This is a genomic window from Undibacterium sp. GW821-FHT11H02, from assembly GCF_058808015.1.
Window position 1 is genome coordinate 234,030 of the sequence record NZ_JBXARG010000003.1, and the last position, 25,660, is coordinate 259,689.

Genomic DNA, 25,660 nt, shown 5'->3' on the forward strand with positions numbered 1-25,660 from the left:
GGCATTCACGAAATAGCAGACTACACTCAAGCGGTTTTCAAAAAACAATGAGGGGACGTAATGAGAATTTCATTTCATGGTGCAGACAAGGATGTCACTGGCTCTTGCCACTTAATTCAATGTGCCGGTAAAAAAATTTTAATCGACTGCGGCATGTTCCAAGGTGGTCGCGATTTATCTGAAGAGAATGCAGAAGACTTTGGCTTTGTTGCCAGCGAAATCGATTATGTCCTGCTAACGCACGCTCATCTCGATCATTGTGGACGCTTGCCCTTATTGGCGAAACGCGGTTTTCGTGGCGAGATTATTGCTACTTCCGCGACTAAAGATTTAGCGCGCTTAGTCTTACTCGATTCCGCCCACTTGCAAGAATCTGAAGCAAAATTTCAAGCAAAAAAATTTGCACGGCACAGCGACGCACCGCCGCCAGAAGCCTTATACACGCTGTATGATGCCACCCGTTGTTTTGACTATTTTGGCCGGGAGGCAGAATATGGACAGAGCATCCATATTGCACATGGGATCAGTGCCACCTTCTACGAGGCTGGTCACATCTTAGGCTCGGCCTGTGTTTATCTGGACCTAAAAGAAGAAGGCAAACATGCACGTGTTTTATTCTCTGGCGATCTAGGTAGCAATGGCAGAAAGATTTTGCGCGATCCCGCCCAACCGCCTAAAGCAGATATCGTCGTGATGGAGACCACCTACGGTGATCGTTTACATCGCTCCTTAGACGATTCAGTGGCAGAACTCTACCAAGCTATCAATGATACTTTTTCCCATGGTGGCAATGTCATCATTCCTACCTTCGCACTAGAACGTGCACAAGAGATCCTTTGGTATTTGCGAGAAGGCGTAGAGCGCGGCATTTTGTCCGCATCTATGCATGTGTTCTTAGACTCACCGATGGCCATATCTGCAACCCAAATTTTCCGTCAGCATCCTGAATGCTACGATGAAGAGAGCGCTGCGCTGTTTAAACAAGGCAGAGATCCATTTCATTTATCGAATTTGCATATCACGCGCGATCTGGCCGATAGTATGGCAATTAATCGTATCAATAGCGGTGCTGTAATTATGGCTGGATCAGGCATGTGTACAGGTGGTCGGGTGCGGCATCATCTCAAGCACCATCTGTGGCGCAAAAACGCCAGTGTGATATTCGTTGGCTTCGCGGCACACGGCACCTTGGCACGCAAAATTATCGATGGCGCACGCAGCGTGCATTTTCTCGGTGAAGATATTTCTGTAAATGCCAACATCTATACCATCAATGGATTTTCAGCCCACGCTGACCGCGATGAGTTACTGGCCTGGCATCAACAAACGCAAGCGAAAAAAACTTTCTTAGTACACGGCGAAGAAGAAGTGATGCATATTTTTGCCAAAAATCTCAACGCGGCAAGCAAAAGCGACGTCATCATCCCCGCTAAATCTCAGGTATTTGAACTTGGCAATGAGATCTAGGCTCAAATAATGCTCAACACCCGGCCATATACCTAGCGGAGTACTAGGTGGAATCACCAGCGCAGAGTAAAATCGCATTTTTGCCTGTACTGCTGCCAGAGCTAGCCCCCCCTCAGCAGCACGACACTCACTTTTTTGGAGTAACAATGATAGCTAAACCGATTTTCAAAACCGTGTGCGCTTGCTTAGTCACTAGTGTGATGGCAGGTGTCGCAACACCTGCATTGGCCGGTACTGATTTCACGCAATTGAAGAGTTTGAGTCAAAGCGAATTCCATCGTCTCGCAACCGACTTTACTTCGCTTAGCAGTTATAAAGGTGTAACGCCAGCTGCCCCCTTAGGCATCACCGGCTTTGATATTGGTGGCGAATTGAGTTCCACCCGATTAGACAATAGCGCCGTCTGGAAAAAAGCAGGTGCCGATGTCTCCACTTTGTTCGTCCCTAAGATTCACGTGCACAAAGGTTTACCATTTAACATTGATGTCGGCGCTTCGCTCAGCGCAGTGCCTGATTCTGATATTAAATTATTCGGTATGGAAGCGCGCTACGCTTTAATCGAAGGTGGCGTTGCCATTCCTGCTGTCGCCATACGCGGTGCTTACAGTAAATTGTCTGGTGTCAGCCAATTCGCTGCAAATACCAAAAGTGTAGAACTGCTCGCCTCCAAGGGTTTCGTCATGTTTACGCCCTATGTTGGTATAGGTCGTGTCTGGGGCGCTGTCACACCGAACGTCGCGGGCTTACAAAGAGTATCACCAACAGCGAATAAACTTTTCGCGGGCATTAACGCCAATTTGGGCCTTGTGAATCTGGCGGCTGAGCTGGACCGTACCGGTGACAACGATACACTCAGCGTCAAAGTAGGCTTTCGCTGGTAAATCTGATGTCGATTATTTCAATCTAAACCACGCCATCGACTATGTCTGCGCCAACCATGTCCTATTTTTGTCTGGGCGAACGTGCTGTCGTCATGCAAGCCCATACGGACAAAATAGATCTGATTTATCAGAAAAAAATATGGCATGTGGCGCAGCAATTGCGAGATCTGAATCTCTGCATCGACATCGTGCCTGGGATGAATAATCTGACAGCGATTTTCGATCCGGTACAGCATTCTGGCGATGAGATTTTGCACACTTTGAAGGCTCTGTTTCTGCGTAGCAAAGACGAATTTCAGGGCGGGCGTGAAGTGGCAATTCCAGTACATTATGGCGGCGATGCTGGACCCGATTTAGCATTCGTCGCTGAACATTGTCGGCTAACACCGGAAAGCCTCGTCAAACAACATTGTGCTGCTAACTATGTCGTGTATTTTTTAGGTTTCCAACCCGGCTTTGCCTATCTAGGTGGTTTGCCGGAAAATTTGGCAACACCAAGACGTAGCGAGCCGCGTTTGCGTGTGCCGGCAGGCTCGGTAGGAATTGGTGGCAATCAAACCGGTATCTACCCTGCTGCTAGCCCAGGTGGTTGGCAATTGATTGGTCATACGACGCTCAAACTTTTCGATACACAGCAGAACACACCGACGCTTTTGCAACCGGGTGACACCGTTCGTTTTGTTGCCGAGCACATCCAGTTTTAACAAGACAGACTGAATACCTATGACCATCAGCCCACACTACAATGCAAATGCAAGTAGCGCTTCTGGCAAAAAGGGTCCGTCGGATCAGCTACGTGTCATTAAAGCGGGCATACAGACCTCGGTGCAAGATTTGGGGCGGCACGGACAACGGCACTTAGGCATTAGCCAAAGCGGTGCGCTTGACCGCTATTCGCTGATGTTAGCGAATAAATTAGTCGGCAATACCGTGCATAGTGCGGGCTTAGAGATTTTTATCGGACCAGTAGAAATTCAATATCTACGCGATAGTTGGTTTGCCATAGGCGGTGCTAATTTTGCTGCGCAGCTTGACGGCGTATCGGTCGCCAAAGCATGGCGCCACTTTGCCAAAGCGGGTCAAATTCTGCGACTATCAGGCGCGCTCAAAGAAGCCCGAGCCTATCTGGCGATTGATGGGGGCATAGAAGTTCCTCCACTCTTAGGCTCGCGCTCAACCGATATGCAGGCCGGCTTCGGCGGCTATCAAGGGCGCGCTTTAAAGGCTGGAGATGTTCTGGAATTAGGTCCGGCACACCATTTACAAAAAACCATAGGCGTGCAGCAGCGCATCTGGTCGCCAGAAATTCGCGCCATCCCCGGCCCAGAATATGAACAATTCAGCCCAGCCGCACGCCAGCAATTCTGGCAGCAAGCGTGGAAACTCAGCCCGCAAAGTAATCGTATGGGTAGTCGCTTACAAGGCGTGGCTTTACAACGGACGGTGTCGCAGGATTTGTTATCGCACGGTGTTTTGCCCGGCGTGGTACAAGTCCCGCCGAACGGCCAGCCCATCATCTTATTAGCCGATGCGCAAACAACAGGTGGTTATCCGAAAATTGCTTGCGTTATCGAAGCCGATCTGTGGAAAGTGGCGCAGACTCCACCCGGTCATAGTTTTTGTTTTATCCCGGTAGACAGAGATACAGCGACTATGGCGCAGGAAAAATGGCGCAAAGAATTTGCTCGCATTGATTGGATTATTCATGCCTGAACCGCAATCCAACCCAAGACAACTCTACTCCATTGACTTAAATGCGGATTTGGGCGAAGGCGCGAATTGTGATGCGCAAATACTTGCACTAGTCAGCTCAGCCAATATCGCTTGCGGTGGGCATACTGGTGACGGTGACAGTATGCGTGTCGCAGTTCAACTCGCGCAGCACTATGGTGTTGCCATAGGCGCGCATCCCAGCTTCGCTGACAGAGAAAATTTTGGGCGAAAAATTCAAGCGCCGCCCTATGATCATGTGGCGCAAGATCTACGCGATCAGATTAATGCGTTGATGCGGATTACTGCGGAACAAGGCGCGCAACTACAGCACGTAAAACCACACGGTGCTTTATACAATCAAGCGGCTTTCGACCCGGTTCTGGCGGACATTGTTATCCAAGTCATGCAAGAAATCGCACCTCAGCTCGCCTTGGTCGCATTAGCGGGTAGTCCTATAGTCGCACGAGCACAAGCTGCTGGACTACGTGTCATTCGCGAAGCATTTGCAGACCGACGGTATCGATCTGATGGCAGCCTGGTGCCACGTTCGCAAGTGCATGCTTGCATAGAGCAAAGCGACGAGGCCGTAGCACAAAGTTTGCAACTCATAGAAAAGCATCAGCTGGTTTGCGCTGACGGAGACATAATTAAAGTACAGGCGGATACCATCTGCGTCCATGGCGATGGAGTACATGCACTCGCGACGATACAGGCATTAAGAGCAGCATTTGATGAACGCCATATAGAAGTCAAGAGTCCGGTCAACACGAGTTCAACACAAGCGCATGAAGACAATCACAAGCGAAATTATTGAAATCAGATGCCCTCAGAAAAATCTCGCCGCAGTGGCGCAGAGAGCACAGAGAAAAAACTTGGCTTTGCCTTTCTTTGCGCTCTCCGCACTCTCTGGGTCTCTGCGGCGAAGGCTTTTGTCTTTCGTTTGCTTCAAAATACTTCCTGACGATTCCCCTATTGGCGCATCATTTACCTGTAACTAGTAAAAAACAAACAAAAAAAGTCAAACAACAAACCGTACGGAGACACAGATGGACTTGGCAACCTTACTTCCCTTAGTCGGCATTCCCATTATTGTGCTGGGCTTCGCCCTGAAATTTAATCCCTTATTGGTTGTTGTCAGTGCGGGCTTAGCCACAGGCCTGGCTGTGGGCATGGATTTCGGTTTACTGCTCGAAACCTTCGGCGAAAAATTTATGAATAGCCGACAGCTTGCCAGCATCGTGCTCATTTTACCGGTCATCGCTTTGTTGGAAAAATTCGGCCTCAAAGAAAGAGCCCAAAACTGGGTGGCCGGAATTCGTAGCGCAACCACGGGACGCATACTGATGTTGTATATGGTCTTACGTCAGTTCACCTGCTCGCTGGGCTTGATTAGCCTGGGCGGCCAGGCACAAACGGTGCGGCCCCTACTATTTCCTATGGCAGAAGGCGCTGCAACTAGTCAATATGGCGATTTGCCGGAAGCATTACGCGACCGCATCGCTGCCCATGCTGCCGCTTGCGATAATGTTGCCTTATTTTTTGGTGAAGACATCTTCATTGCTTTTGGTGCGGTACTACTCATGAGTGGATTTCTCAAAGAAAACGGTATCAGCAATGTCGAGCCACTCGCGATCGGCTTGTGGGCGATCCCAACTGGACTTTGCGCTTTAATTATTCACTTGTTCCGTTTGTCATTGTTAGATGCAAAAATCGCGCGTGAGCTTGAGGAATACCGGAATCGCTCAAGTTCGCAAGAACTTAGCAACAGCGCGGAGCAAACATCATGAATTCACCGCAGACCTTAATTAGCATTAACCTGATCTTTTATTTGATCGGATTCATCGTCATGGCGATCGCCTGGATGAGCTGGCGTGATCTTAGCAATCCTAAACGCCTGACGACCGCGCTGTTTTGGTTTTTGTTTGGTTTAGGATTTTTATTCGGCGATCTGATGCTAATGTATTTAGGCAAAACGCTGACCAATCGACTGCAGGGTATCGTGGTTTTGCTCTTGGCCTTGCTGGCCGGATTCAATCTCTTAGGTGGTGGCAAATACAATACCATTGATAAAGCCACGGCCGATGCAGCCAAGTCAGCTTCTGCGCAACGCCTAGGCAACAAACTGTTTTTACCTGCCATCTGTATTCCTATTATTACCGTCATCCTGAGTATCGCGGGGAAAGATGTGGTCTTAGGAAACTATGCTTTGCTCGACCCTAAAAATCTGACACTCGCCTGCCTGACTTTAGCCTGTATCATCAGCGTTTTGTATGCCTGCAAAATTACCGGCGGCACACCTGTCAACGCCATACAAGAATCACGTCGTCTGGTTGATGCAATCGGTTGGGCTTTAATTTTGCCTTTAATGCTCGCCATGTTAGGCGGTGTATTTGTCACAGCCAAAACAGGCGCGTCGATACAGACTCTGGTTAGCTTAATGGTCAATCCGGATAGTCGTTTAGCCTTAATTATTATTTACTGCTTGGGTATGGCTTTGTTCACCATGATTATGGGAAATGCTTTCGCCGCATTCCCCGTCATGGCGGCCGGTATTGCACTACCTTTTTTGATACAACAGCATCACGCGAATCCTGCACCGCTGGTAGCGATGGGCATGCTATCCGGTTACTGTGGCACCTTGATGACGCCTATGGCGGCGAATTTCAATATTGTTCCCGCTGCTTTACTCGAGCTGAAAGACAAATACCAAGTCATTAAGTATCAAATCCCAACTGCTATCGCCGTATTAATCTGCAATATCGGCTTGATGTATTTTATCGTCTAAATTGACCTACGCTATGCCACACATCTTACTCACCGGGTTTGAACCCTTCAATAATGAGACCACCAATCCAGCCTGGGAAGTAGTAAAGCTATTCGAAGGCAAAAAAATCCGCCAAACTCATCTTATCCACATCGCACAATTACCCTGTGAGTTTGGTAGAGCCAATACCGTGTTAACCAAACTACTCACTCAGATTCAACCAGAAATCGTTATTTGCGTAGGTCAAGCGGGTGGTCGGGTCGACATCAGCCTGGAGCGTATCGCGATCAATATTGATGACGCCCGGATTCCCGATAATGTTGGCGCACAACCGGTAGACCTGAGCATTGATCCTGACGGACCAGCCGCCTACTTCAGTACATTGCCGATCAAAGCCATAGTCAAAAATTTGCGAGAAGCCGGTACGCCGGCCAGCGTTTCACAGACTGCAGGCACCTATGTTTGCAACCATGTTTTCTATGGTTTGATGCATTATGCCAACAAAAATGCTCATATATTACGTGCGGGATTTGTGCATATTCCTTACCTGCCCAGCCAGGCCAGTGCCCATCCAGGTGCCCCAAGTATGTCCCTAGACTCTTTGGAAAAAGCCTTCCATCTCCTCTTAGAAACCAGCATTTCTCAAGAAAAGGACATTCGTTTCGGCTCGGGTGCCACGCATTAGTCCAATCAAAAATGGATAGAAATTTAGTGCAATTATTTTCAAAAAATCGGATAAACGGTTTGCGAACTAAAGATAGGAATCGACTTTATTATGACTTTTTAGCATGCTGGGCAGTACAATAGAAACTGCCCGAAAACGCTCGCTGTCTTTCTACTCTTCCCTGTCCATGTCATCGCGGAGTCCACCATGCTGGGTTCGTTGAATAAACCGAAAATCCTGATTGTCGAAGATGACGAATTGGTTAGGATTTTCATTCAGCTCAAAATAGAACTATATGGTTATCAAACTATAGGACAAGCAACTCGTGGTGAAGACGCGATTCGTCTGGCCTGCGAGTTAAAGCCTGATTTAATTTTGATGAGTATACAATTAGCGGGCGATGTTGACGGTATCACCGCGGCCGAGCAAATCCGCAAGCATTACACCGTGCCCGTGATTTTCTTGACGAATCAACGCTCCGATGAAGAATTAGAGCGTAGCACCCGAGCCAATGGATTTGGCTACATCATCAAGCCTTTCTCCGATCAAGAGCTACGTACTGTGATCGAAATGGCTTTGTATAAGCATAAAGCGGAGGCTCGCTTATTAATCAGTGACCTCGCCCTCAAGGTTATTTCTCAGGGTGTGATCATCACCACCCCAGATCAAGTCATTCTATCGGTCAACGAAGCATTTACCAGACAAACTGGATACAGCAGTCAGGACATCGTGGGTAAAACCTGCAGCCTGATTCAGGGTCCCTTAACTAGCAAGGAATCTAGATTAGCTATACGTGAAGCACTCAGTGCGGTACAAGCCTACAACGGTGAAATACTCAATTACCGCAAAGATGGCAGTACGTTTTGGAACGAACTAAGCATAACACCAGCTTTTGACGATCAAGGGCAATTAACCCATTTTGTAGGAATCACCCGCGATGTCACCGACAGAAAAAACACTTTAGAAGCATTACGGCAAAGTGAACAAGATTTATTAGAAGCGGAAAACTCCAGTCATGTGGGGCATTGGATTTGGGACGCAGAGACAAACAAAATCGCTTGGTCAAATGAGATGAAGCGAATCTGGCAGCGCGATCCTGAAGAATTTGGCGGCGATTTATTTGAGATGATCAAGCGCACCGTTTACCCTGAAGACCAAGCGCTTGTGATTGCTACGTGCAAAGAAGCCTTTGAATCTAAAGAGGACTATCATCCTTTCGAGTATCGTATCTTCTTACCCGACGGCAGCATACGCCTGATTTGGGCTAAAACAGGTCGCAAGAAAAAGGATGCTCATGGAAAAATCATTCGCCTGACCGGCACGGTACAAGATATAACCGAGCGCAAACAGGAAGAAGAGGAACGCCGCTTAAATCACGCCTTGATGGAACAAGCATTTGGTAGCTCACCTATAGGCATGGCATTAATTGATATTCAGGGAAAATTTCTCAGAGTTAATCGCGTTTTGTGTGTCATGCTCGGCTACCGTGTCGATGAACTTTTAGGCTGTGACTGGCGAAAATTCAGCCACCCAGATGACATTCAAAATGATAAGCACCTGCTACAACAATTGTTAGGTGGTCAAATAGAGCGTTACGAAATCTACAAGCGCTATTATCACAAAGACGGTAACTTGATCTGGTTGCAAATAAATGTCTCCTTATTGCGCGATACCGAAGGAACGCCACTCAACTTCGTCACCCAAATTCAAGATATCACACAACGCCTGAGTGCAGAAGCGCATTTGAATCAATTGTCACAAGCGGTAGAACAAAGTACCGAAGCGATCATTATCACTGACGTCATAGGCAAAATCGAATATGTCAACGATACCTTCGTCAAGAAATCAGGGTTTAGCAAAGCGGAAGTCATAGGTCGCTACCCGAACATACTGAATTCGGGTCAGACCGCACCAGAAACCTTCACCATGCTATGGCGAACCATACGTGCCGGTAATACCTGGAAAGGTGAGCTGATCAATCGTCGCAAAGACGGCAGCTTGTCACTCGAGTACGCCACTATTTCTCCTCTACGTCAGGCCGATGGCATCATTTCCCATTTTGTGTCGACCCAGGAAGACATCAATGAAAAGAAAAAGTTAGGCGAGGAATTGGATAAACATCGCCATCATTTAGAAGAGTTAGTTGAAAGCCGCACCAGGGAATTAGCGGTCGCAAGACAATTAGCAGAAGCGGCGAATCAGGCAAAAAGTAATTTCATTGCGAATATGAGCCATGAAATCCGCACGCCTATGAATGGGGTGATGGGCATGACCTATCTGGCCCTCGCAGCGGCAACCGATCCCAAACAGCGCGACTATCTGCAAAAAATTCACCTATCGGGGCAACATCTGCTGCATATTGTTGACGACATCCTGGATTTCTCAAAAATTGAAGCCGGCAAAATGACGATAGAAGGTGTCGATTTCAGTCTCGACGACTTGCTCAGCAAACTACTCAACCTCGTCAACACCAAGGTGGCAGGACGTCAGTTGCAATTGAATATACATGTGGACGCAGATGTTCCGCGTCAAATGCACGGCGACCCACATAGACTCAACCAAATCTTAATCAATTACACGAATAATGCGATCAAATTTACCGAGCGTGGTGAAATAAAAATTCGGGTTAAATGCGTACGAGACTTACCCGGTGGATGGTTGATTCGTTTCGAGGTCGAAGATCCCGGCATCGGTATGAGTGAGGAACAGCAGAGTAAATTATTTCAGTCTTTTGAACAGGCCGACAGTTCAACCACCCGTAAGTTTGGCGGTACAGGGTTAGGCTTAGCAATCAGCAAACAACTGGCATTACTCATGGGCGGTGAGGTAGGCGTTTCCAGTCAACTTGGTAAAGGCAGCACGTTCTGGTTTTCCGCCATGTTAGAACAAACCAAGTTACCGGCTATCGATGCGGCACGCAAACTCAACCAATACAATCCATTTGCACGATTAAAAGCCATCAATCAAAACCAGCCAGCGATTCAGATTTTATTTGTAGATGACAATGAGTTCAATCAACAAGTTGGCACCGAGCTTTTAGAATCGGCAAACTGCTCTGTGATACTAGCGGCCGACGGTCTACAAGCCGTCAACTTGGTCAAACAAAAAACACAGAAATTTGATTGTGTTTTGATGGATATACAAATGCCAGTGATGGACGGCTTGGAAGCCACTCGACAGATTCGTGCTTTGCCTGAATTTGCCGAATTACCGATTATCGCTATCACCGCCAATGCCATGAAAGAAGATCGCCTGCATTGTCTGACGGCGGGTATGAATGACTTTATCCCCAAGCCCTTCTCTCCCGATCTTTTATACGCGACGCTATTACGTTGGGTGGATCAGGATACGGCACTTATCAGTGAGGAGGAGGAAAATGAGACCGGGTTAGATAAGTCATCTGAAGGCATGACGGAAATTCGCTATATTGACTTAAACGTACTGGCAAAATTAGTGGGCAATGTACCGGAAAAAATCGGTAAATTCGCATTAAAATTTTTAGACTCCGCCAAGCGTGGCATGCAAGAAATTGAGGCTGCGCAACAGGAAAAAAATCTTGCGGCGCTGACAGCTTTAGGACACCGATTAAAATCGAGCGCACGTACCGTGGGCGCGATGCAATTCGGTGAACTTTGCCATCAGTTGGAGAACTTACAGCATGCAGGTACGCTGAGCCAGGCAGATCAGTTAATTGCCCAACTAAGCCCTATGCTGGCACAGATAGACATTGAGATCCAACATTATCTCAATCCAAACGACAATCAACAAAAAGTCGCCAGTCCAGTCAAGATTAAGGCTCAGCCAAAGTCAGAACTTCGTTTCACACCAAAGCCAGACTTACATGTCTTGGTTTTAGAAGACGACCCTATCGATATGGAGATTGCCTGTACCACTTTGCGAAAGCTGGGTATCAATCGCATCTCCAACTGTCAAAACGGGCCTCAGGCCCTCGCCGTACTGAGTACCTACCAACCCGAAATCATTTTTTGCGATTTGACCATGCCTGGCATGGACGGCGTCAGTTTTTTACGTATCGTCGCAGAAAGTGCTTATCAGGGTGGTATCGTGATCCTGAGTTCGGCAGATCGTAGTGTCATTAAGGCTACTGAGAATTTAGTGCGTGCGTATGGCTTACATTTACTGGGTTCACTGCACAAACCATTAATTGAAGAAGAAATGCTGGAAACGGTAGCGCGCCAGTCTTCGCTGCCCATCCATCCAAATAAGGTCTCAAAAGTAACTTTACTTTCTTTGGATGAGTTGCAGAAAGGTTTGATTGATGATTGCTTGGAAATTCATTTCCAGCCCAAAATTTCTATCAGTAGCAAGCGTATTACCGGTGCTGAATGTCTGGCGCGATGGCGTCATCCTATACGTGGTCTGCTGGGCCCGGCTGCCTTTGTCTCCGTGATCGAGTCGCATGGTTTGATCGATACGATGAGTAAAATCATTTTAGAAAAAAGCGCCTTGCAATTACGTCAGTGGTATAAGCAAGGACATCAGATCAAATTAGCCGTCAATGTCTCTATGGATAATCTAAATCAACTGGATTTACCCGAGCAATTTGAAGCGATTTTGCAAGCCGTAGGAGTGCGTCCTTCACAATTTATATTGGAGTTGACCGAGTCTCGTTTGATGGAAAATTTAACCGTCAGTCTGGAAATTTTGACACGCTTGCGACTGAAGGGATTCGGACTGTCCATTGACGATTTTGGTACTGGCTTTTCGACGATGGAAAATCTCAAGCAATTACCGTTTACGGAATTGAAAATCGATCGCGCTTTTGTCAATGGTGCAGGGGATGACGAAGCGGCCCGCGCCATTATGAATTCCAGCATACAACTGGGCAAAATATTTCACTTAAATCTGGTCGCTGAAGGCGTAGAAACACAACAGGATTGGGATTTCATTGCGGACTCAGGTTGCGATGAAATTCAAGGTTTCTGTGTCGCACAAGCAATGCCTGCGAATGAGTTCATCGATTGGAAAATCGCCTGGGAGAAAAAACTGAAACGCCAACACTAAAAAAGCTTTCGTTGCATTGATCAAGTCAGCATTTTCTAAAAGGACTGCAAAATCGTTCTACAAAACCAGTATCGTGGAAAAAAATCGGACCAATGATCGTTAATGGACAAGGTGCTTAATTGTGCGTCATAACCCCTCAACACCGAGACGCAGAGTCGATAAGGAGTGCAGAGAAAGGCGAAGATTTTACTGCGTTTCTCTGCGTATCTCCGCGCCTCAGATTCTAGCCGTTTAGGTTTTTTATTCCGGATAAAATCTCGCTTTTTCGCATTGAGATGTCCTCATATTCGTCTTCACTGAACGGCATTACCCCTAAACCTGCCTAATTTAAAAGCATTTGTTGGCAGTTGAACACCAACTTACACAATTTTTCGATAGAATCTCGGCATGAACTGACACTGTGCTGATCCTAAGCGAATTGTCTTATAATGCCCGCAAAAATGACGCGGGCATTTTTATTCTTTTTCCTTTTTTTTACGATTTTTCCCATGAATACTTTGCTTTGGCTGGTCGTTCTGTATTGGATTATTTCTGTGGGCATAGGACTTTATGCCGCCCGCTATGTTAAGAACTCAAAAGATTTTGCAGTGGCGGGTCGTTCTCTGCCCATGTATATCGTCACCGCAACCGTGTTTGCCACCTGGTTTGGTTCAGAAACGGTTTTGGGTATTTCCTCTACCTTCGTCAAAGAAGGATTGAAAGGCGTAGTAGCCGATCCCTTTGGCTCATCGCTGTGTCTGATTTTCGTTGGACTCTTCTTCGCCCGCCCCCTCTACCGCATGAATTTGCTAACCATAGGCGACTATTACAAAGCAAAATACGGTCGTACTGTCGAAATTTTGGTCTCGCTGTGTATCGTTGTTTCTTATCTGGGCTGGGTAGCGGCTCAGATCAAAGCACTAGGATTAGTATTTAGCGTAGTCTCTGGTGGTGCGGTTAGCATGGATATGGGCATGATGATAGGTGCCGGCAGCGTTTTGATCTATACCTTAATGGGGGGTATGTGGTCGGTGGCGATTACTGATTTTCTGCAAATGATCATCATCATGATAGGCATGTTGTATATGGGCTGGGAAGTCTCCAACATGGTGGGTGGCGCCGGCACTGTCATTACGCATGCGGTGAATGCGGGCAAAATGGAATTCTGGCCAGCACCGACCTCACGCGAGGTGCTATGGTTCTTCGCCGCCTGGATTACCATGATGCTAGGTTCGATACCGCAACAAGACGTATTCCAGCGCGTGGCCTCAGCGCATTCTGAAAACGCAGCGGCCAATTCAGCGGTACTCGGCGGTAGTTTGTATTTTTTGTTTGCCTTCATTCCTATGTTCCTCGCCTATTCCGCGACCTTGATTGATCCTGAGATGGTGGCGAGATTGATAGGCACAGATTCACAGATGATTTTGCCCACCTTAATCATGACAAAAATGCCATTATTGGCGCAAGTCATGTTCTTTGGTGCGTTGCTATCAGCCATCAAGAGCTGCGCCAGCGCGACTTTGCTAGCGCCATCGGTGACCTTTTCTGAAAATATTCTGAAGCCTTTATTACCAGCGCAAAGCGATAAGCAATTCTTATTCATGATGCGAGCCGTGGTATTGGTCTTCACCGTCATCGTGACTTATTTTGCAATGAATACCGAGGCAAGTATCTACAAAATGGTCGAAAACGCTTACAAAGTCACTTTAGTCGCTGCGTTCATACCTTTAGCATTTGGTCTTTACTGGAAGCATGCAACACGACAAGGGGCGCTTTTGTCTATCGTTTTGGGATTAAGTTCCTGGATTTTATTGGAAATTAATGCACCCGAAGAATTCTGGCCACCCCAATTAGTCGGTGTCTTAATGAGTTTAGCGGGGATGCTGTTCGGCTCACTTCTACCGCAAGTTAAGACCAAGATTGCCTATTAAACAAATTCGCCGAAGGAATTCACTTTTACATGGCAATTTAGAATTCAAATCCAGTCAAGTATCCTTAGGATATTCTTAAGCCCTTAGGCAATTCTGCAAAAATTGCCGGTAAACCGTTATAATTCAGGGTTTTACAAGTTTTCCTAAGGATAAAAATGCCTATCTACGCTTATCGCTGCGATGCCTGTGGCTTTGCCAAAGATGTGCTGCAAAAAATGTCGGAAGACCCACTCACGGTTTGCCCTGAATGCCATCAGGCTAGCTTTAAAAAACAAGTCACCGCGGCGGGCTTTCAATTAAAGGGCTCGGGTTGGTATGTAACCGACTTCCGTGGTGGAACAGGTAATGCTGCAGCGACCGGTGTCGCTGCAAAAAATGAAGATAAAAGCGGTGAATCTAAAACATCAGATGCACCAAGTAGCGCTGCACCAGCGGTTAGCTCATCAAGTAGCGACAGCAGTTCAGCAAGCAGCACTAGCAGCACCAGCGACAACAAAGCAGCATAAGCACATCAAACCGAAAAGATCCAAGATCCATGCGTAAATATTTTATTACTGGTTTATTGATACTTGTCCCACTCGCCATCACCGCGTGGGTACTGCATGCCGTCATCAGCACCATGGATCAGTCCTTACTCTTATTGCCAGAACAGTGGCGTCCCGAAGCCTTAATTGGTTTTAAGATTCCTGGCTTAGGTGCAGTGCTTACCGTATTGATCATCTTCTTTACCGGCCTTTTGACCAAAAACTTTATTGGTAAATATGTTGTCAGTTTATGGGAAAAATTACTTAATCACATCCCCATCGTCAGCTCCATTTACTCCAGCGTCAAGCAAGTTTCTGACACGCTGTTTTCTTCATCGGGTAATGCCTTTAGTAAAGCACTGTTGATTCAATATCCACGCGAAGGCTCTTGGACTATCGCTTTTCTGACCGGCAAACCAGGCCATGCTGTGGCTCAACATCTCGATGGCGACTTCATTAGTGTCTACGTACCAACTACCCCTAACCCAACATCTGGGTATTTTCTGATTATCCCCAAAAAGGATGCGATTGAACTTGATATGAGTGTCGATACGGCACTCAAATACGTAGTTTCTATGGGTGTCGTCGCGCCAGAAGTGGCAGAACAAGTAGCAGCGGCACAAAATAAGATTTGTAACTAGGATTAGCAATGCAGCTTGAGCAAAGCTAATACATAGTAAATTAATACATAGTGAATTAAAACTAGCAAATTAAACTCGACGAATTAACATCAAAGCTATTAACTTTTAAGAAGACAGGTAAGAAATTATGTCCATGCGTACCAACTACTGCGGCCTTACTACTGAAGCATTACTCGGCCAAACCGTCAGCCTGTGCGGCTGGGTGCATCGCCGTCGTGATCACGGTGGGGTGATTTTTATCGATTTGCGTGACCGCGAAGGTTTGGTGCAAGTCGTATGCGATCCTGATCGCGCTGAAGTCTTCAAAAATGCAGAGACGGTACGTAATGAATTCTGTTTGCGCATCACCGGTATCGTACGCAATCGCCCAGACGGCACTATCAACAATAATTTAAAGTCAGGCAAAATCGAAGTTCTGTGCCACGAATTGGAAATTCTGAATCCATCCGTCACGCCACCATTCCAACTCGATGATGACAATTTATCTGAGACAACCCGCTTGACACACCGCGTCTTGGATTTGCGCCGTCCTCAAATGCAAAACAATTTGCGTCTGCGTTATAAGGTCGCAATGGAAGTGCGTAAGTTCCTCGATGAAAATGGCTTCATCGATATCGAAACACCGATGTTGACCAAATCCACACCAGAAGGCGCACGTGATTATCTAGTGCCATCCCGTGTCAACGCAGGCAATTTCTTCGCCTTGCCGCAATCACCACAATTGTTCAAACAATTATTAATGGTGGCGAACTTTGACCGTTACTACCAAATCACCAAATGCTTCCGCGATGAAGATTTGCGTGCGGATCGCCAGCCAGAATTTACGCAGATCGATTGCGAAACTTCGTTCATGAACGAACAAGAAATTCGCGATATGTTTGAAGGCATGATCCGTGGGGTATTCAAGAAGACCTTGGATATCGATTTGCCTAACCCATTCCCAGTCATGGATTTCGCTGAAGCCATGGGTCTGTATGGTTCCGACAAACCGGATATGCGCGTTAAATTGCAATTCACCGATTTGACTGAAGTCATGAAAGACGTGGATTTCAAAGTCTTCTCCAACGCAGCCAATATGCACAATGGCCGCGTCGTTGGTATGTTAGTTCCAGGCGGCGGCAGTATGCCACGTTCTGAAATCGACGCTTATGATCAATTCGTTCGCATTTACGGCGCGAAAGGCCTGGCTTACATCAAAGTCAATGACAAAGCCGCTGGTCGCGATGGTTTGCAAGCGCCTATCGTGAAGAATTTGCACGATGCCGCCTTGGCAAAAATTTTGGAATTGACTGGCGCCAATGATGGCGATTTGATTTTCTTCGGTGCGGACAAAGCGAAAGTCGTCAACGATGCGATTGGCGCCTTACGCGTGAAGATTGGTCATAGCGAATTCGGCAAAAATAATGGCCTGTTCGAAGACGCATGGAAGCCATTGTGGGTGATCGACTTCCCTATGTTCGAGCACGATGAAGAAAACGATCGCTGGACCGCAACCCACCATCCATTCACCGCACCCAAAGATGGTCATGAAGATTTGATGGAAACGGATCCGGGCAAATGTATCGCCAAAGCTTACGATATGGTCTTGAACGGTTGGGAACTCGGTGGCGGTTCCGTACGTATTCACCGCGCTGATGTACAAAGCAAAGTATTCCGTGCTTTGAAGATCAACGACGATGAAGCGCAATTGAAATTCGGCTTCTTGCTCGACGCTCTGCAATATGGCGCGCCTCCACATGGCGGTTTAGCGTTCGGCTTGGATCGTATCGTGACAATGATGACCGGTGCAGAATCGATCCGTGACGTGATCGCCTTCCCGAAAACACAACGCGCACAATGTTTGTTGACACAAGCACCGTCTGAAGTCGACGAAAAGCAATTGAAAGAATTGCATATTCGTTTGCGTGCTGCGGAGCCTAAAGTCGTTTAAGTGATTTAAAACGGCGTCAAGGCGCTGTATGTCGCGACAAATCAAAACGGCAGATCATTCTGCCGTTTTTTTTGCCCTGTGACGTTTTATATGCACATCACAATCGAACGCACAGTCAAACGATCAGTCGAATTCGTACCAAGGCAATCGTATGAAGCTAATGCGAATCAAACGAATGAAAAAAGTGCTAACCGCAGAGGCGCAGAGAAAGGCAGTTTTTCTCTCCGTGCTCTGCGCCTCTGCGGTGAGGTTTTATTGGGATTTTCATGTTTTTTTCAAAAATTTCTCTCATGATTTTCTTCAAGTGATTGCCTTAGACTTCTTACCGCTCCTGAACTATCAACAGATGGTTTTATGGCATACTATGGACACATCTAGCCAAGCGCAATCATCAAAAAAATCATGAGCAGCACTTTCAAAATCCCCGAATCCGTTTTAGTCGTCATCTACACGCCAGAACTCGAAGTTCTATTACTTGAACGCGCCGATAAACCTGGCTTTTGGCAGTCCGTCACAGGCTCCAAAGACAGTTTAAATGAAGCTTTGGAATGGACTGCGCAACGTGAAGTGATGGAAGAAACCGGGATAGATACACAAGCTCACCACTTAAGCGATTGGCAGCTCTCGAATGTATATGAAATTTATCCAACCTGGCGTCATCGTTATGCGCCGGGTGTGACCCACAACAAAGAATATGTCTTTGGCCTTTGTGTGCCACGCAACACCTCGGTTACACTAGCGCCGAGAGAACATTTACGCTATCAATGGTTACCACTACAAGAAGCGGCTGACTTATGCTTTTCCGCCTCAAATGCCGAAGCGATTTTGCAATTGCGTCAGCGCTGCAACAATGGCGATAAGCAGATTTAAATTCCTCATCCAAATTCAATTCGCACCATCAAAGGCAAGATCATGAAACTACGTATTGCCACCTACAACATCCACAAAGGTGTGAGTGCGTTCGGACGCAAGGCGCATATTCATGACTTAAAAGAAGCTATCAAATTGCTCGATGCTGATCTGGTATTTCTCCAAGAAGTTCAAGGTCAACACGATCATCATGCTAAAAAACATGCGGACTGGCCTGAGCAAGGGCAACATGAATTTTTAGCAGGCGATTCTCACACATCGGCTTATGGTATGAATGCGGTTTACCAGCATGGTCATCATGGCAATGCGCTATTAAGCCGCTTACCCATTTTGCATGCGAGCAATCATGACGTCTCCGATCATGCGTATGAGCAGCGCGGCATTTTGCATGTCAGGGTGCAATTAGGTCAGGTCTTGACACATTGCTTTGTGATACACCTAGGTTTGTTTGCAGCCAGTCGAAGGCGTCAGATTCAAGCCTTGATTGCACAAATTCAAGAGCAGGTCGAGCCCGATCAGGCCTTGATTATTGCCGGTGATTTCAATGATTGGAGCCAAAGACTGAGTCACACTCTGTACAAAGAGTTAGGCGTTATAGAGGCATTCGATGTCGCAACTCACCATCACGCGGAATTGCCACTAAAGCGCAGCGCTATGGCATCGGTAAAGACTTTATTTCAATCCAAATCAAATCATGCACGTACTTTTCCCGCCGGCCTGCCGTGGCTAAGTTTAGATCGCGTCTATCTGCGCGGCTTTCATGTAGAACAAGCCCAGGTCTTGAGTGGAAAACCATGGTCACAACTGTCTGACCACGTGCCCATTTGTGTCGACCTTAAACTCAATCATCTGCAATTGCGCCATGGCTAAGCTGGTTTTCAGCGATGGCAACCAAGTCCAATTGCTACACACAGGTGAGCAATATTTTGCTGCTTTGATTGACGCTATACACAAAGCACAGCACGAAATACTATTAGAAACCTATATTTACGCGACAGATCATATTGCCCAAACCATTACGCTTGCCTTATGTCAGGCGGCGCAGCGTGGCGTGTCTGTACAAGTTATCATCGACTGGTTGGGCGGTGGTAATCATACTCAGCAATTGCAAACAGACTTCCTAAATGCAGGCGTGCAATGTCGTCTGTTTAACCCTTGGTTTAAACGAGGCTTGGCACGTACGCATAGAAAGCTAGCCGTCGTCGATCAGGCTATCGCGTTTATTGGCGGTATCAATATCATCGATGATTGTAGGTCGGATGATGGCAAAAATACGCCCCTGCCTTTCCCGCGCTGGGACTTCGCCGTGCTAGTAAATGGCAATCTGGTGCAGAACATACACAAAGAGATCAGCACGCAATGGCTGAAGATGGGTAAACTACAATTATTGCAAAGGCTAAAGCTAACTGTCGATTTGCGCTCACAAATCAAGAGCAACGGTCAACATTTAACTCAAGCTGCAATGGTGGTACGCGACAATTTGCGCAATCGCAGCACCATTCAAAAAGCCTACTTAAAAGCCCTAGGTTCGGCGCGTCAGACTGCGATTTTAGCCAATCCCTACTTTGCACCTGGACGCAGAATGCGTAACGGTCTTATCCGCGCGGCACAACGCGGTGTCGATGTCAGTCTTCTTTTGGGTGTGGGAGAATTCGACTGGCAGGATGCAGTAACACAGTCGTACTATCCTAAACTTCTAGCGAGTGGTATAAAAATTTATGAATACCGCAAGACCAATCTGCATGCTAAAGTCGCCGTAATAGATGGCAGCTGGGCCACCGTCGGCTCCAGTAATTTTGATGGCTTAAGCTTATTCGTCAATCATGAAGCGAATATTGTGGTGCTCGATCAAAATTTCGCCAGTCAGCTCAAGCAGCATTTAGTGCAAGGCCTAAAAGATGCGATTCAGGTAGATCCGCATTGTGTGGTAAAGCAGAGTTGGATCAAACGGTTTAAACACCGGCTCGCTTACTGGTTTTATCGCAGCTTGATGCGACTGGCAACATTAGGTGAATACCGTTAATTAAAATTTCATCAATAACATGACACTCTCTATCCGAATCGATAAATGGCTATGGGCAGCCCGCTTCTTTAAAACACGTAGTTTGGCGACGAATGCTATCGAATTAGGGCGCGTGTTGCAGAATGAACAGAGAGTAAAGCCAGCACACAATGTCAAGATAGGCGATTTGTTAGAAATTCATCAAGGGGAACAAGTGTGGCTGGTTGAAGTGTTGAAATTATCTGATGTACGAGGTGCTGCCAGCATTGCTCAAACGCTTTACGCAGAGACTCCCGAAAGCCAACTCAAACGCCAGCAGCGTGCGGAAAACCGGCGCTACCAACAAGAGCCAGCGGCCCAAATCAGCGAACGTCCAACCAAACGGCAGCGACGACAACTGAGCAATATCCACTTGGAATAAGCTTAGGCTAAAGAAGCAACAACTCGCCTCAACTTAGCGGTTTCGAGCAAGATTTTTAATATCTTTCTACAATTCACTTGCGCTTTAGATGTATATTGTTTCATTGAAACAATTTTATTTTATTTAGTTATCTGAGACTTTGTAGTGATCCTCCAAGGAGATTCAAATGCAAGCGTTTTACGATCTAAAAATAGCCGCCAAGCTGATACTGGGCTTTATTGCGGTCTTACTTCTCACCTGTTTTCTTGGTGTATTTTCCATCTTCCAATTAACCAACCTGAACCGATCTACGGATGAAATCAGCAATGATTTGATGCCTAGCTCAATTGCGGGTATGGGCATGAAAGAGAGCGTCTCTCGTATGCGCTCGCAAGAAGCTCAGCTTGCTACTGCAGAAAATCCTGAAGAAGCCAAGAAATATGGGGAGCGCACCAATGAGGCGGTAGAAGCATTCCGAAAGAATCATGCTGCATTCTTAAAAAAAGCCGACACCGCGGAAGACAAAAAAGCGCTGGATGAGTTATTGCTGTCATTTAATGAATACGCTCAGATCTCAAACAAAATAAGCAGTTTGGCCAAAGAGGGTAAAACCAAGGAAGCCGTTGCGGTTCTGCGTACAGAGTCGTCTAGTAGCAATAAAAAAATGCGCGGCATGTTAGACAAGATAGTCGACGCGCAAATTGTTGCAGGACAGACAGCGACCAGCAATAGTAATAAGCTATTTCTCAATGCTCGCATGATGATCATCATCGCCATAATCGCCAGCATAGCAATAGGTTTTTCCATGGCTATTTGGCTGGCTAGAATTGTTTCTGCACCACTCAGAAATGCGGTCAGTCTGGCGCAATCGATTGCTGCCGGCGACTTGACCAGAAGTGTTGAAGTCGAGAGCACCTGTGAAACTGGTCAATTGATTCGTGCGCTATCAGAAATGAACACCAGCTTGCTCACCGTCGTCAGCGAAGTCAGGGCTGGCACAGAACAAATCAATAGTGCCGCAATTGAAATTGCCAACGGCAACCTCAACCTGTCCAGCCGTACCGAAGAACAAGCCAGCTCCCTAGAAGAGACGGCGTCTTCCATGGAAGAGATCACCTCGACGGTTAAACATAATAGCGACAATGCCAGACAAGCCAATATCCTGTCACAAACTGCAACTTCAATTGCGGAGAAAGGCGGCAACGTTGTCTCGGAAGTGGTCGCGACCATGACCTCAATTAATGAATCCTCCAAAAAAATTGTCGACATCATCAGTGTCATTGACGGGATCGCCTTTCAAACCAATATTCTGGCATTGAATGCTGCGGTAGAAGCCGCGCGTGCAGGCGAACAAGGGCGCGGCTTTGCAGTGGTGGCGTCGGAAGTACGCAGCTTGGCACAACGCTCTGCCAGTGCCGCCAAGGAGATCAAAGAATTAATTAATGACTCCGTAGAAAAAGTCGGTCAGGGCACACGCCTGGTCGATAGCGCAGGCAGCACCATGCAAGAAGTGGTAGACAGCGTAAAACGGGTCAGTGACATCATCAGTGAAATCACGGCGGCGGGTCAGGAACAGACCAGCGGCATAGAGCAAATCAATCAAGCCATCATACAAATGGATAGCGTCACGCAACAGAACTCGGCATTAGTAGAAGAAGCAGCCGCCGCAGCGGCCACTTTACAAGAACAATCCGCTAACCTGGTACAAGTGGTCAGTGTATTTAAACTAGATCAACAAGCCTATAGCCCACCTAAGGCCGCCACCAGATCCAGTAGCCGCCCCGCTGCCAAAAAAGCCCCTTCTACCAATAGACCCACTCAAACTGCGCGCCTAAAAGCAGAACCAAAAGCGGCTCCTGCTAGTGCTGATGCTTGGGAAGAGTTCTAAAGTCTCACACTGTGTGGTCCCCAAAGACAACGCCATCTGTACCTAAACTCAGGCACAGATGGCGTTTTTATCTGACTTTCAATTGTGCGCATACCACCAGCGCCTTTACATTGCCTGAATTTTCAGGCGATCAGCGTGAACAATTTAAGACTGTCAGCAGGCATTGTCGTAATCGCGCACATGGTTGTAGGTATTCCATTCTAATGAGTTTTTTCTGATTGACATTTAAAGGCGCATGTTGAATAGTACGGTCGTTCGATTATTTTCTTGAGCGTGCTTTTTTTACAGCTCAGACTATTTTCCAGTGTCCAGAAATCGCGGTACCCATTCAGAAAAAATCAATTACAACAATGAATATCACTTCGAAATTTATGCGCAAGGGTGAATTAACCCGAGCGGCAATATTGGAAACAGCACTGGAATCAGCAAGTCGAAATGGACTGGAAGGCTTAACCATAGGCTTGCTCGCAGAACAAATGAATATGAGCAAATCGGGCGTATTTGCCCACTTCGGTTCACGCGAAGATTTACAGATTGAAGTACTCAGGTTGTACCACCATACGTTTGAACAGGAAGTTTTTTATCCTAGTATGAAAGAAGCTCGCGGCTTACCTCGTTTGCGTTCTATGTTTAGTTTGTGGGTGCAAAGAGTGACGCATGAAATTGCATCCGGTTGCATTTACATCAGTGGCGCCACTGAATATGACGATAGACAGGGTCCGATTCGCGATGCACTGGTGGCGATGGTTAATGCCTGGCAAGGCGCCCTATTACGAGCAAGCGTTCAGGCCATAGAATTAAAACATCTGCAACAAGATATCGATCCTGAACAGATAGTCTATGAAATGTATGGTTTGATTTTAGCTTTACATCACGATGCACGTTTTTTGAAAAAAACAGGTAGCGTGAACCGTGCGGAACGAGGTTTTGAAAGAATGATTCAATCTTATGCGCCAGTCAAATCCAGCGTATAAAACAATATAGATGCAAATTTTTAGAACTTATTTAGAACTTATTTAGTCCAGAGGAGAAAATCATGGGTCAATACATCGCTCCGTTACGCGATATGCAATTCGTTTTACATGAATTGTTGGGAGTAGAAGCGGCACTCAAAGAATTGCCAAAATACGCTGAAATTGATGCCGACATCATCAATCAGGTGATGGAAGAAGGCGGTAAATTTTGCTCAGAAGTGATTTTCCCTATCAATCACTCCGGTGATCGCGAAGGCTGTCATCACGATAAAACTAATCACACTGTCACTACACCAAAAGGCTTCAAAGAAGCGTACAAACAATACGTAGAAGCGGGCTGGCCTGCACTCTCTTGCGATCCGGAATACGGCGGCCAAGGTTTGCCACTGGTGATGAACAACTCCATGTACGAGATGATGAACTCCGGTAATCAGGCTTGGACTATGTATCCAGGTTTGTCACATGGCGCCTACGAATGCTTGCATGAACATGGCACACCAGAACAAAAAGCTTTGTATTTGCCGAAACTGACTTCTGGCGAATGGACAGGCACGATGTGCCTGACCGAACCACACTGCGGTACCGATCTCGGCATGTTGCGTTCTAAAGCAGAACCACAAGGCGACGGTACTTACAAAATTACTGGCGCGAAAATCTTTATCTCTGCCGGCGAACATGACTGCGCAGAAAATATCATTCACTTGGTATTAGCGCGTTTGCCAGATGCACCGGAAGGTTCTAAAGGTATCTCGCTGTTCTTAGTACCTAAGTTCATGCCAAATGCAGATGGCAGCCTCGGTGCACGTAATCCTATCTTCTGCGGCGCAATCGAAGAAAAAATGGGTATCCACGGCAACTCCACTTGCCAAATGAATTTGGATGGCGCGGTCGGTACTTTGATCGGTCAACCACACAAAGGTTTGAACGCGATGTTCGTGTTCATGAACGCAGCACGTTTAGGCGTGGGTATGCAAGGTTTGGGTTTGACCGAAGTCGCTTACCAAAATGCCTTGGTCTACGCGAAAGACCGTATTCAAATGCGTAGCTTGTCCGGTCCAAAAGCACCAGACAAACCAGCTGATCCTATCATCGTTCACGCGGATGTACGTCGCATGTTATTGACGGCAAAAGCCTGGGCTGAAGGTGGTCGTGCTTTCTGTTCTTATGTTGCTTTACAACTAGACAAAGAACTGAATCACCCAGACGAAGAAGTGCGTAAAGAATGCGCGGACGAAGTCGCTTTGCTGACACCGATCATCAAAGCCTTCATCACTGACAACGCATGGACAGCGACTTCTGAATGCTTACAAGTATTCGGCGGTCACGGTTACATCGCCGAATGGGGCATGGAGCAATATGTACGCGATGCCCGTATCAATATGATCTACGAAGGCACGAATACGGTGCAATCTTTGGATTTGTTAGGTCGTAAAATTTTGCAAGACAATGGCGCAAAACTCCGTAAATTCGGTGCAAAAGTACAAGCTTTCGTCGAAGAAAATGGCACGGATGAAGCGATGTCAGAATTCATCACGCCACTCGCAGAACTGGGCGACAAAGTCACCAAGCTGACAATGGAAATTGGTATGAAGGCCTTCCAAAATCCAGATGAAGTCGGCGCTGCTGCGGTTCCGTATCTGCGTGTTGCTGGTCATTTAGTGTACAGCTACTTCTTCGCACAAATGGCGAAAATCGCTTTGGCTAAACAAGATTCTGGCGATACTTTCTACAAAGCGAAATTAGCGACTATCCGTTTCTACTTTGCGCGCTTGTACCCAGAAACAGCCATGTGCATCCGTCAGGCGCGTTCTGGTTCTGCGAATTTGTTGTCGTTGGAAGCGGACCTGTTTTAAATAGTTTTTAAGCCCCCTCTCCCGTAAGCGGGAGAGGGTTGGGGTGAGGGTGCTTCAGAAAAGATGAAATTTTTTATCTCGCGAACTCAAACAGCACGATACATATTGCTTTTGATTTGCTGAACGTCCCTCACCCCTCCCCCCTCTCCCGCTT

General features: G+C 46.9%; 20 protein-coding genes. All 20 read left to right on the plus strand.

Features of this window, described 5'->3' with window-relative positions:
* Positions 1-60 precede the first annotated feature (60 nt).
* The 20 genes from AC1RR2_RS04945 to AC1RR2_RS05040 all read left to right on the plus strand — a co-directional run bounded on the left by AC1RR2_RS04945 (position 61) and on the right by AC1RR2_RS05040 (position 25,506).
* Positions 61-1,467, plus strand: a complete 1,407-nt coding sequence (locus tag AC1RR2_RS04945) for an MBL fold metallo-hydrolase RNA specificity domain-containing protein (RefSeq protein WP_493221181.1) — start codon at positions 61-63, stop codon at positions 1,465-1,467.
* A 146-nt stretch (positions 1,468-1,613) separates the two neighbouring features.
* Positions 1,614-2,348, plus strand: coding sequence for a hypothetical protein (locus tag AC1RR2_RS04950; RefSeq protein ID WP_493221182.1), 735 nt, complete (start codon positions 1,614-1,616; stop codon positions 2,346-2,348).
* A gap of 41 nt (positions 2,349-2,389) precedes the next feature.
* A complete protein-coding gene (pxpB, locus tag AC1RR2_RS04955) occupies positions 2,390-3,052 on the plus strand; it encodes a 5-oxoprolinase subunit PxpB (protein WP_493221183.1) in 663 nt (220 codons plus the stop codon).
* Positions 3,053-3,071: 19 nt separating this feature from the next.
* Entirely contained in the window at positions 3,072-4,061 is a 990-nt protein-coding gene (locus AC1RR2_RS04960) for a 5-oxoprolinase subunit C family protein (protein ID WP_493221184.1), read from the plus strand.
* Positions 4,054-4,875 (plus strand): 5-oxoprolinase subunit PxpA, encoded by an 822-nt coding sequence (gene pxpA / locus AC1RR2_RS04965; protein ID WP_493221185.1) that lies wholly within the window; start codon positions 4,054-4,056, stop codon positions 4,873-4,875. Before AC1RR2_RS04960 ends, pxpA begins: the two co-directional genes overlap by 8 nt.
* Positions 4,876-5,107: 232 nt before the next feature.
* On the plus strand, positions 5,108-5,848 hold the full coding sequence (locus tag AC1RR2_RS04970) for a DUF969 domain-containing protein (RefSeq protein WP_493221186.1): 741 nt from the start codon (positions 5,108-5,110) through the stop codon (positions 5,846-5,848).
* The gene (locus AC1RR2_RS04975) at positions 5,845-6,846 is read left to right on the plus strand and encodes a DUF979 domain-containing protein (RefSeq protein ID WP_493221187.1); all 1,002 of its coding nucleotides are present in this window, start codon (positions 5,845-5,847) and stop codon (positions 6,844-6,846) included. The genes AC1RR2_RS04970 and AC1RR2_RS04975 overlap by 4 nt, the downstream gene beginning before the upstream one ends.
* Before the next feature lie 13 nt (positions 6,847-6,859).
* The gene (pcp, locus tag AC1RR2_RS04980; RefSeq protein ID WP_493221188.1) at positions 6,860-7,510 is read left to right on the plus strand and encodes a pyroglutamyl-peptidase I; all 651 of its coding nucleotides are present in this window, start codon (positions 6,860-6,862) and stop codon (positions 7,508-7,510) included.
* A gap of 186 nt (positions 7,511-7,696) precedes the next feature.
* Complete coding sequence (locus AC1RR2_RS04985; protein WP_493221189.1) at positions 7,697-12,514, plus strand: PAS domain S-box protein; 4,818 nt, start codon at positions 7,697-7,699, stop codon at positions 12,512-12,514.
* 488 nt (positions 12,515-13,002) lie between these two features.
* Positions 13,003-14,424, plus strand: a complete 1,422-nt coding sequence (locus tag AC1RR2_RS04990; protein ID WP_493221190.1) for a high affinity choline transporter 1 — start codon at positions 13,003-13,005, stop codon at positions 14,422-14,424.
* 155 nt (positions 14,425-14,579) lie between these two features.
* Complete coding sequence (locus tag AC1RR2_RS04995; RefSeq protein ID WP_493221191.1) at positions 14,580-14,930, plus strand: FmdB family zinc ribbon protein; 351 nt, start codon at positions 14,580-14,582, stop codon at positions 14,928-14,930.
* A 29-nt stretch (positions 14,931-14,959) separates the two neighbouring features.
* Complete coding sequence (locus AC1RR2_RS05000; RefSeq protein ID WP_493221192.1) at positions 14,960-15,589, plus strand: DUF502 domain-containing protein; 630 nt, start codon at positions 14,960-14,962, stop codon at positions 15,587-15,589.
* Between the two features lie 127 nt (positions 15,590-15,716).
* Positions 15,717-17,519, plus strand: a complete 1,803-nt coding sequence (gene aspS, locus AC1RR2_RS05005; RefSeq protein WP_493221193.1) for an aspartate--tRNA ligase — start codon at positions 15,717-15,719, stop codon at positions 17,517-17,519.
* 402 nt (positions 17,520-17,921) lie between these two features.
* Positions 17,922-18,389, plus strand: coding sequence for a dihydroneopterin triphosphate diphosphatase (gene nudB, locus AC1RR2_RS05010; RefSeq protein WP_493221194.1), 468 nt, complete (start codon positions 17,922-17,924; stop codon positions 18,387-18,389).
* 42 nt (positions 18,390-18,431) lie between these two features.
* Entirely contained in the window at positions 18,432-19,259 is an 828-nt protein-coding gene (locus tag AC1RR2_RS05015) for an endonuclease/exonuclease/phosphatase family protein (RefSeq protein WP_493221195.1), read from the plus strand.
* A complete protein-coding gene (clsB, locus tag AC1RR2_RS05020; RefSeq protein WP_493221196.1) occupies positions 19,252-20,412 on the plus strand; it encodes a cardiolipin synthase ClsB in 1,161 nt (386 codons plus the stop codon). The genes AC1RR2_RS05015 and clsB overlap by 8 nt, the downstream gene beginning before the upstream one ends.
* A gap of 19 nt (positions 20,413-20,431) precedes the next feature.
* Entirely contained in the window at positions 20,432-20,812 is a 381-nt protein-coding gene (locus AC1RR2_RS05025) for an RNA-binding S4 domain-containing protein (RefSeq protein WP_493221197.1), read from the plus strand.
* A 166-nt stretch (positions 20,813-20,978) separates the two neighbouring features.
* Positions 20,979-22,679 (plus strand): methyl-accepting chemotaxis protein, encoded by a 1,701-nt coding sequence (locus tag AC1RR2_RS05030; RefSeq protein ID WP_493221198.1) that lies wholly within the window; start codon positions 20,979-20,981, stop codon positions 22,677-22,679.
* Positions 22,680-23,050: 371 nt separating this feature from the next.
* Entirely contained in the window at positions 23,051-23,653 is a 603-nt protein-coding gene (locus tag AC1RR2_RS05035) for a TetR/AcrR family transcriptional regulator (RefSeq protein ID WP_493221246.1), read from the plus strand.
* A gap of 62 nt (positions 23,654-23,715) precedes the next feature.
* On the plus strand, positions 23,716-25,506 hold the full coding sequence (locus tag AC1RR2_RS05040; RefSeq protein ID WP_493221199.1) for an acyl-CoA dehydrogenase C-terminal domain-containing protein: 1,791 nt from the start codon (positions 23,716-23,718) through the stop codon (positions 25,504-25,506).
* Positions 25,507-25,660: the final 154 nt, after the last annotated feature.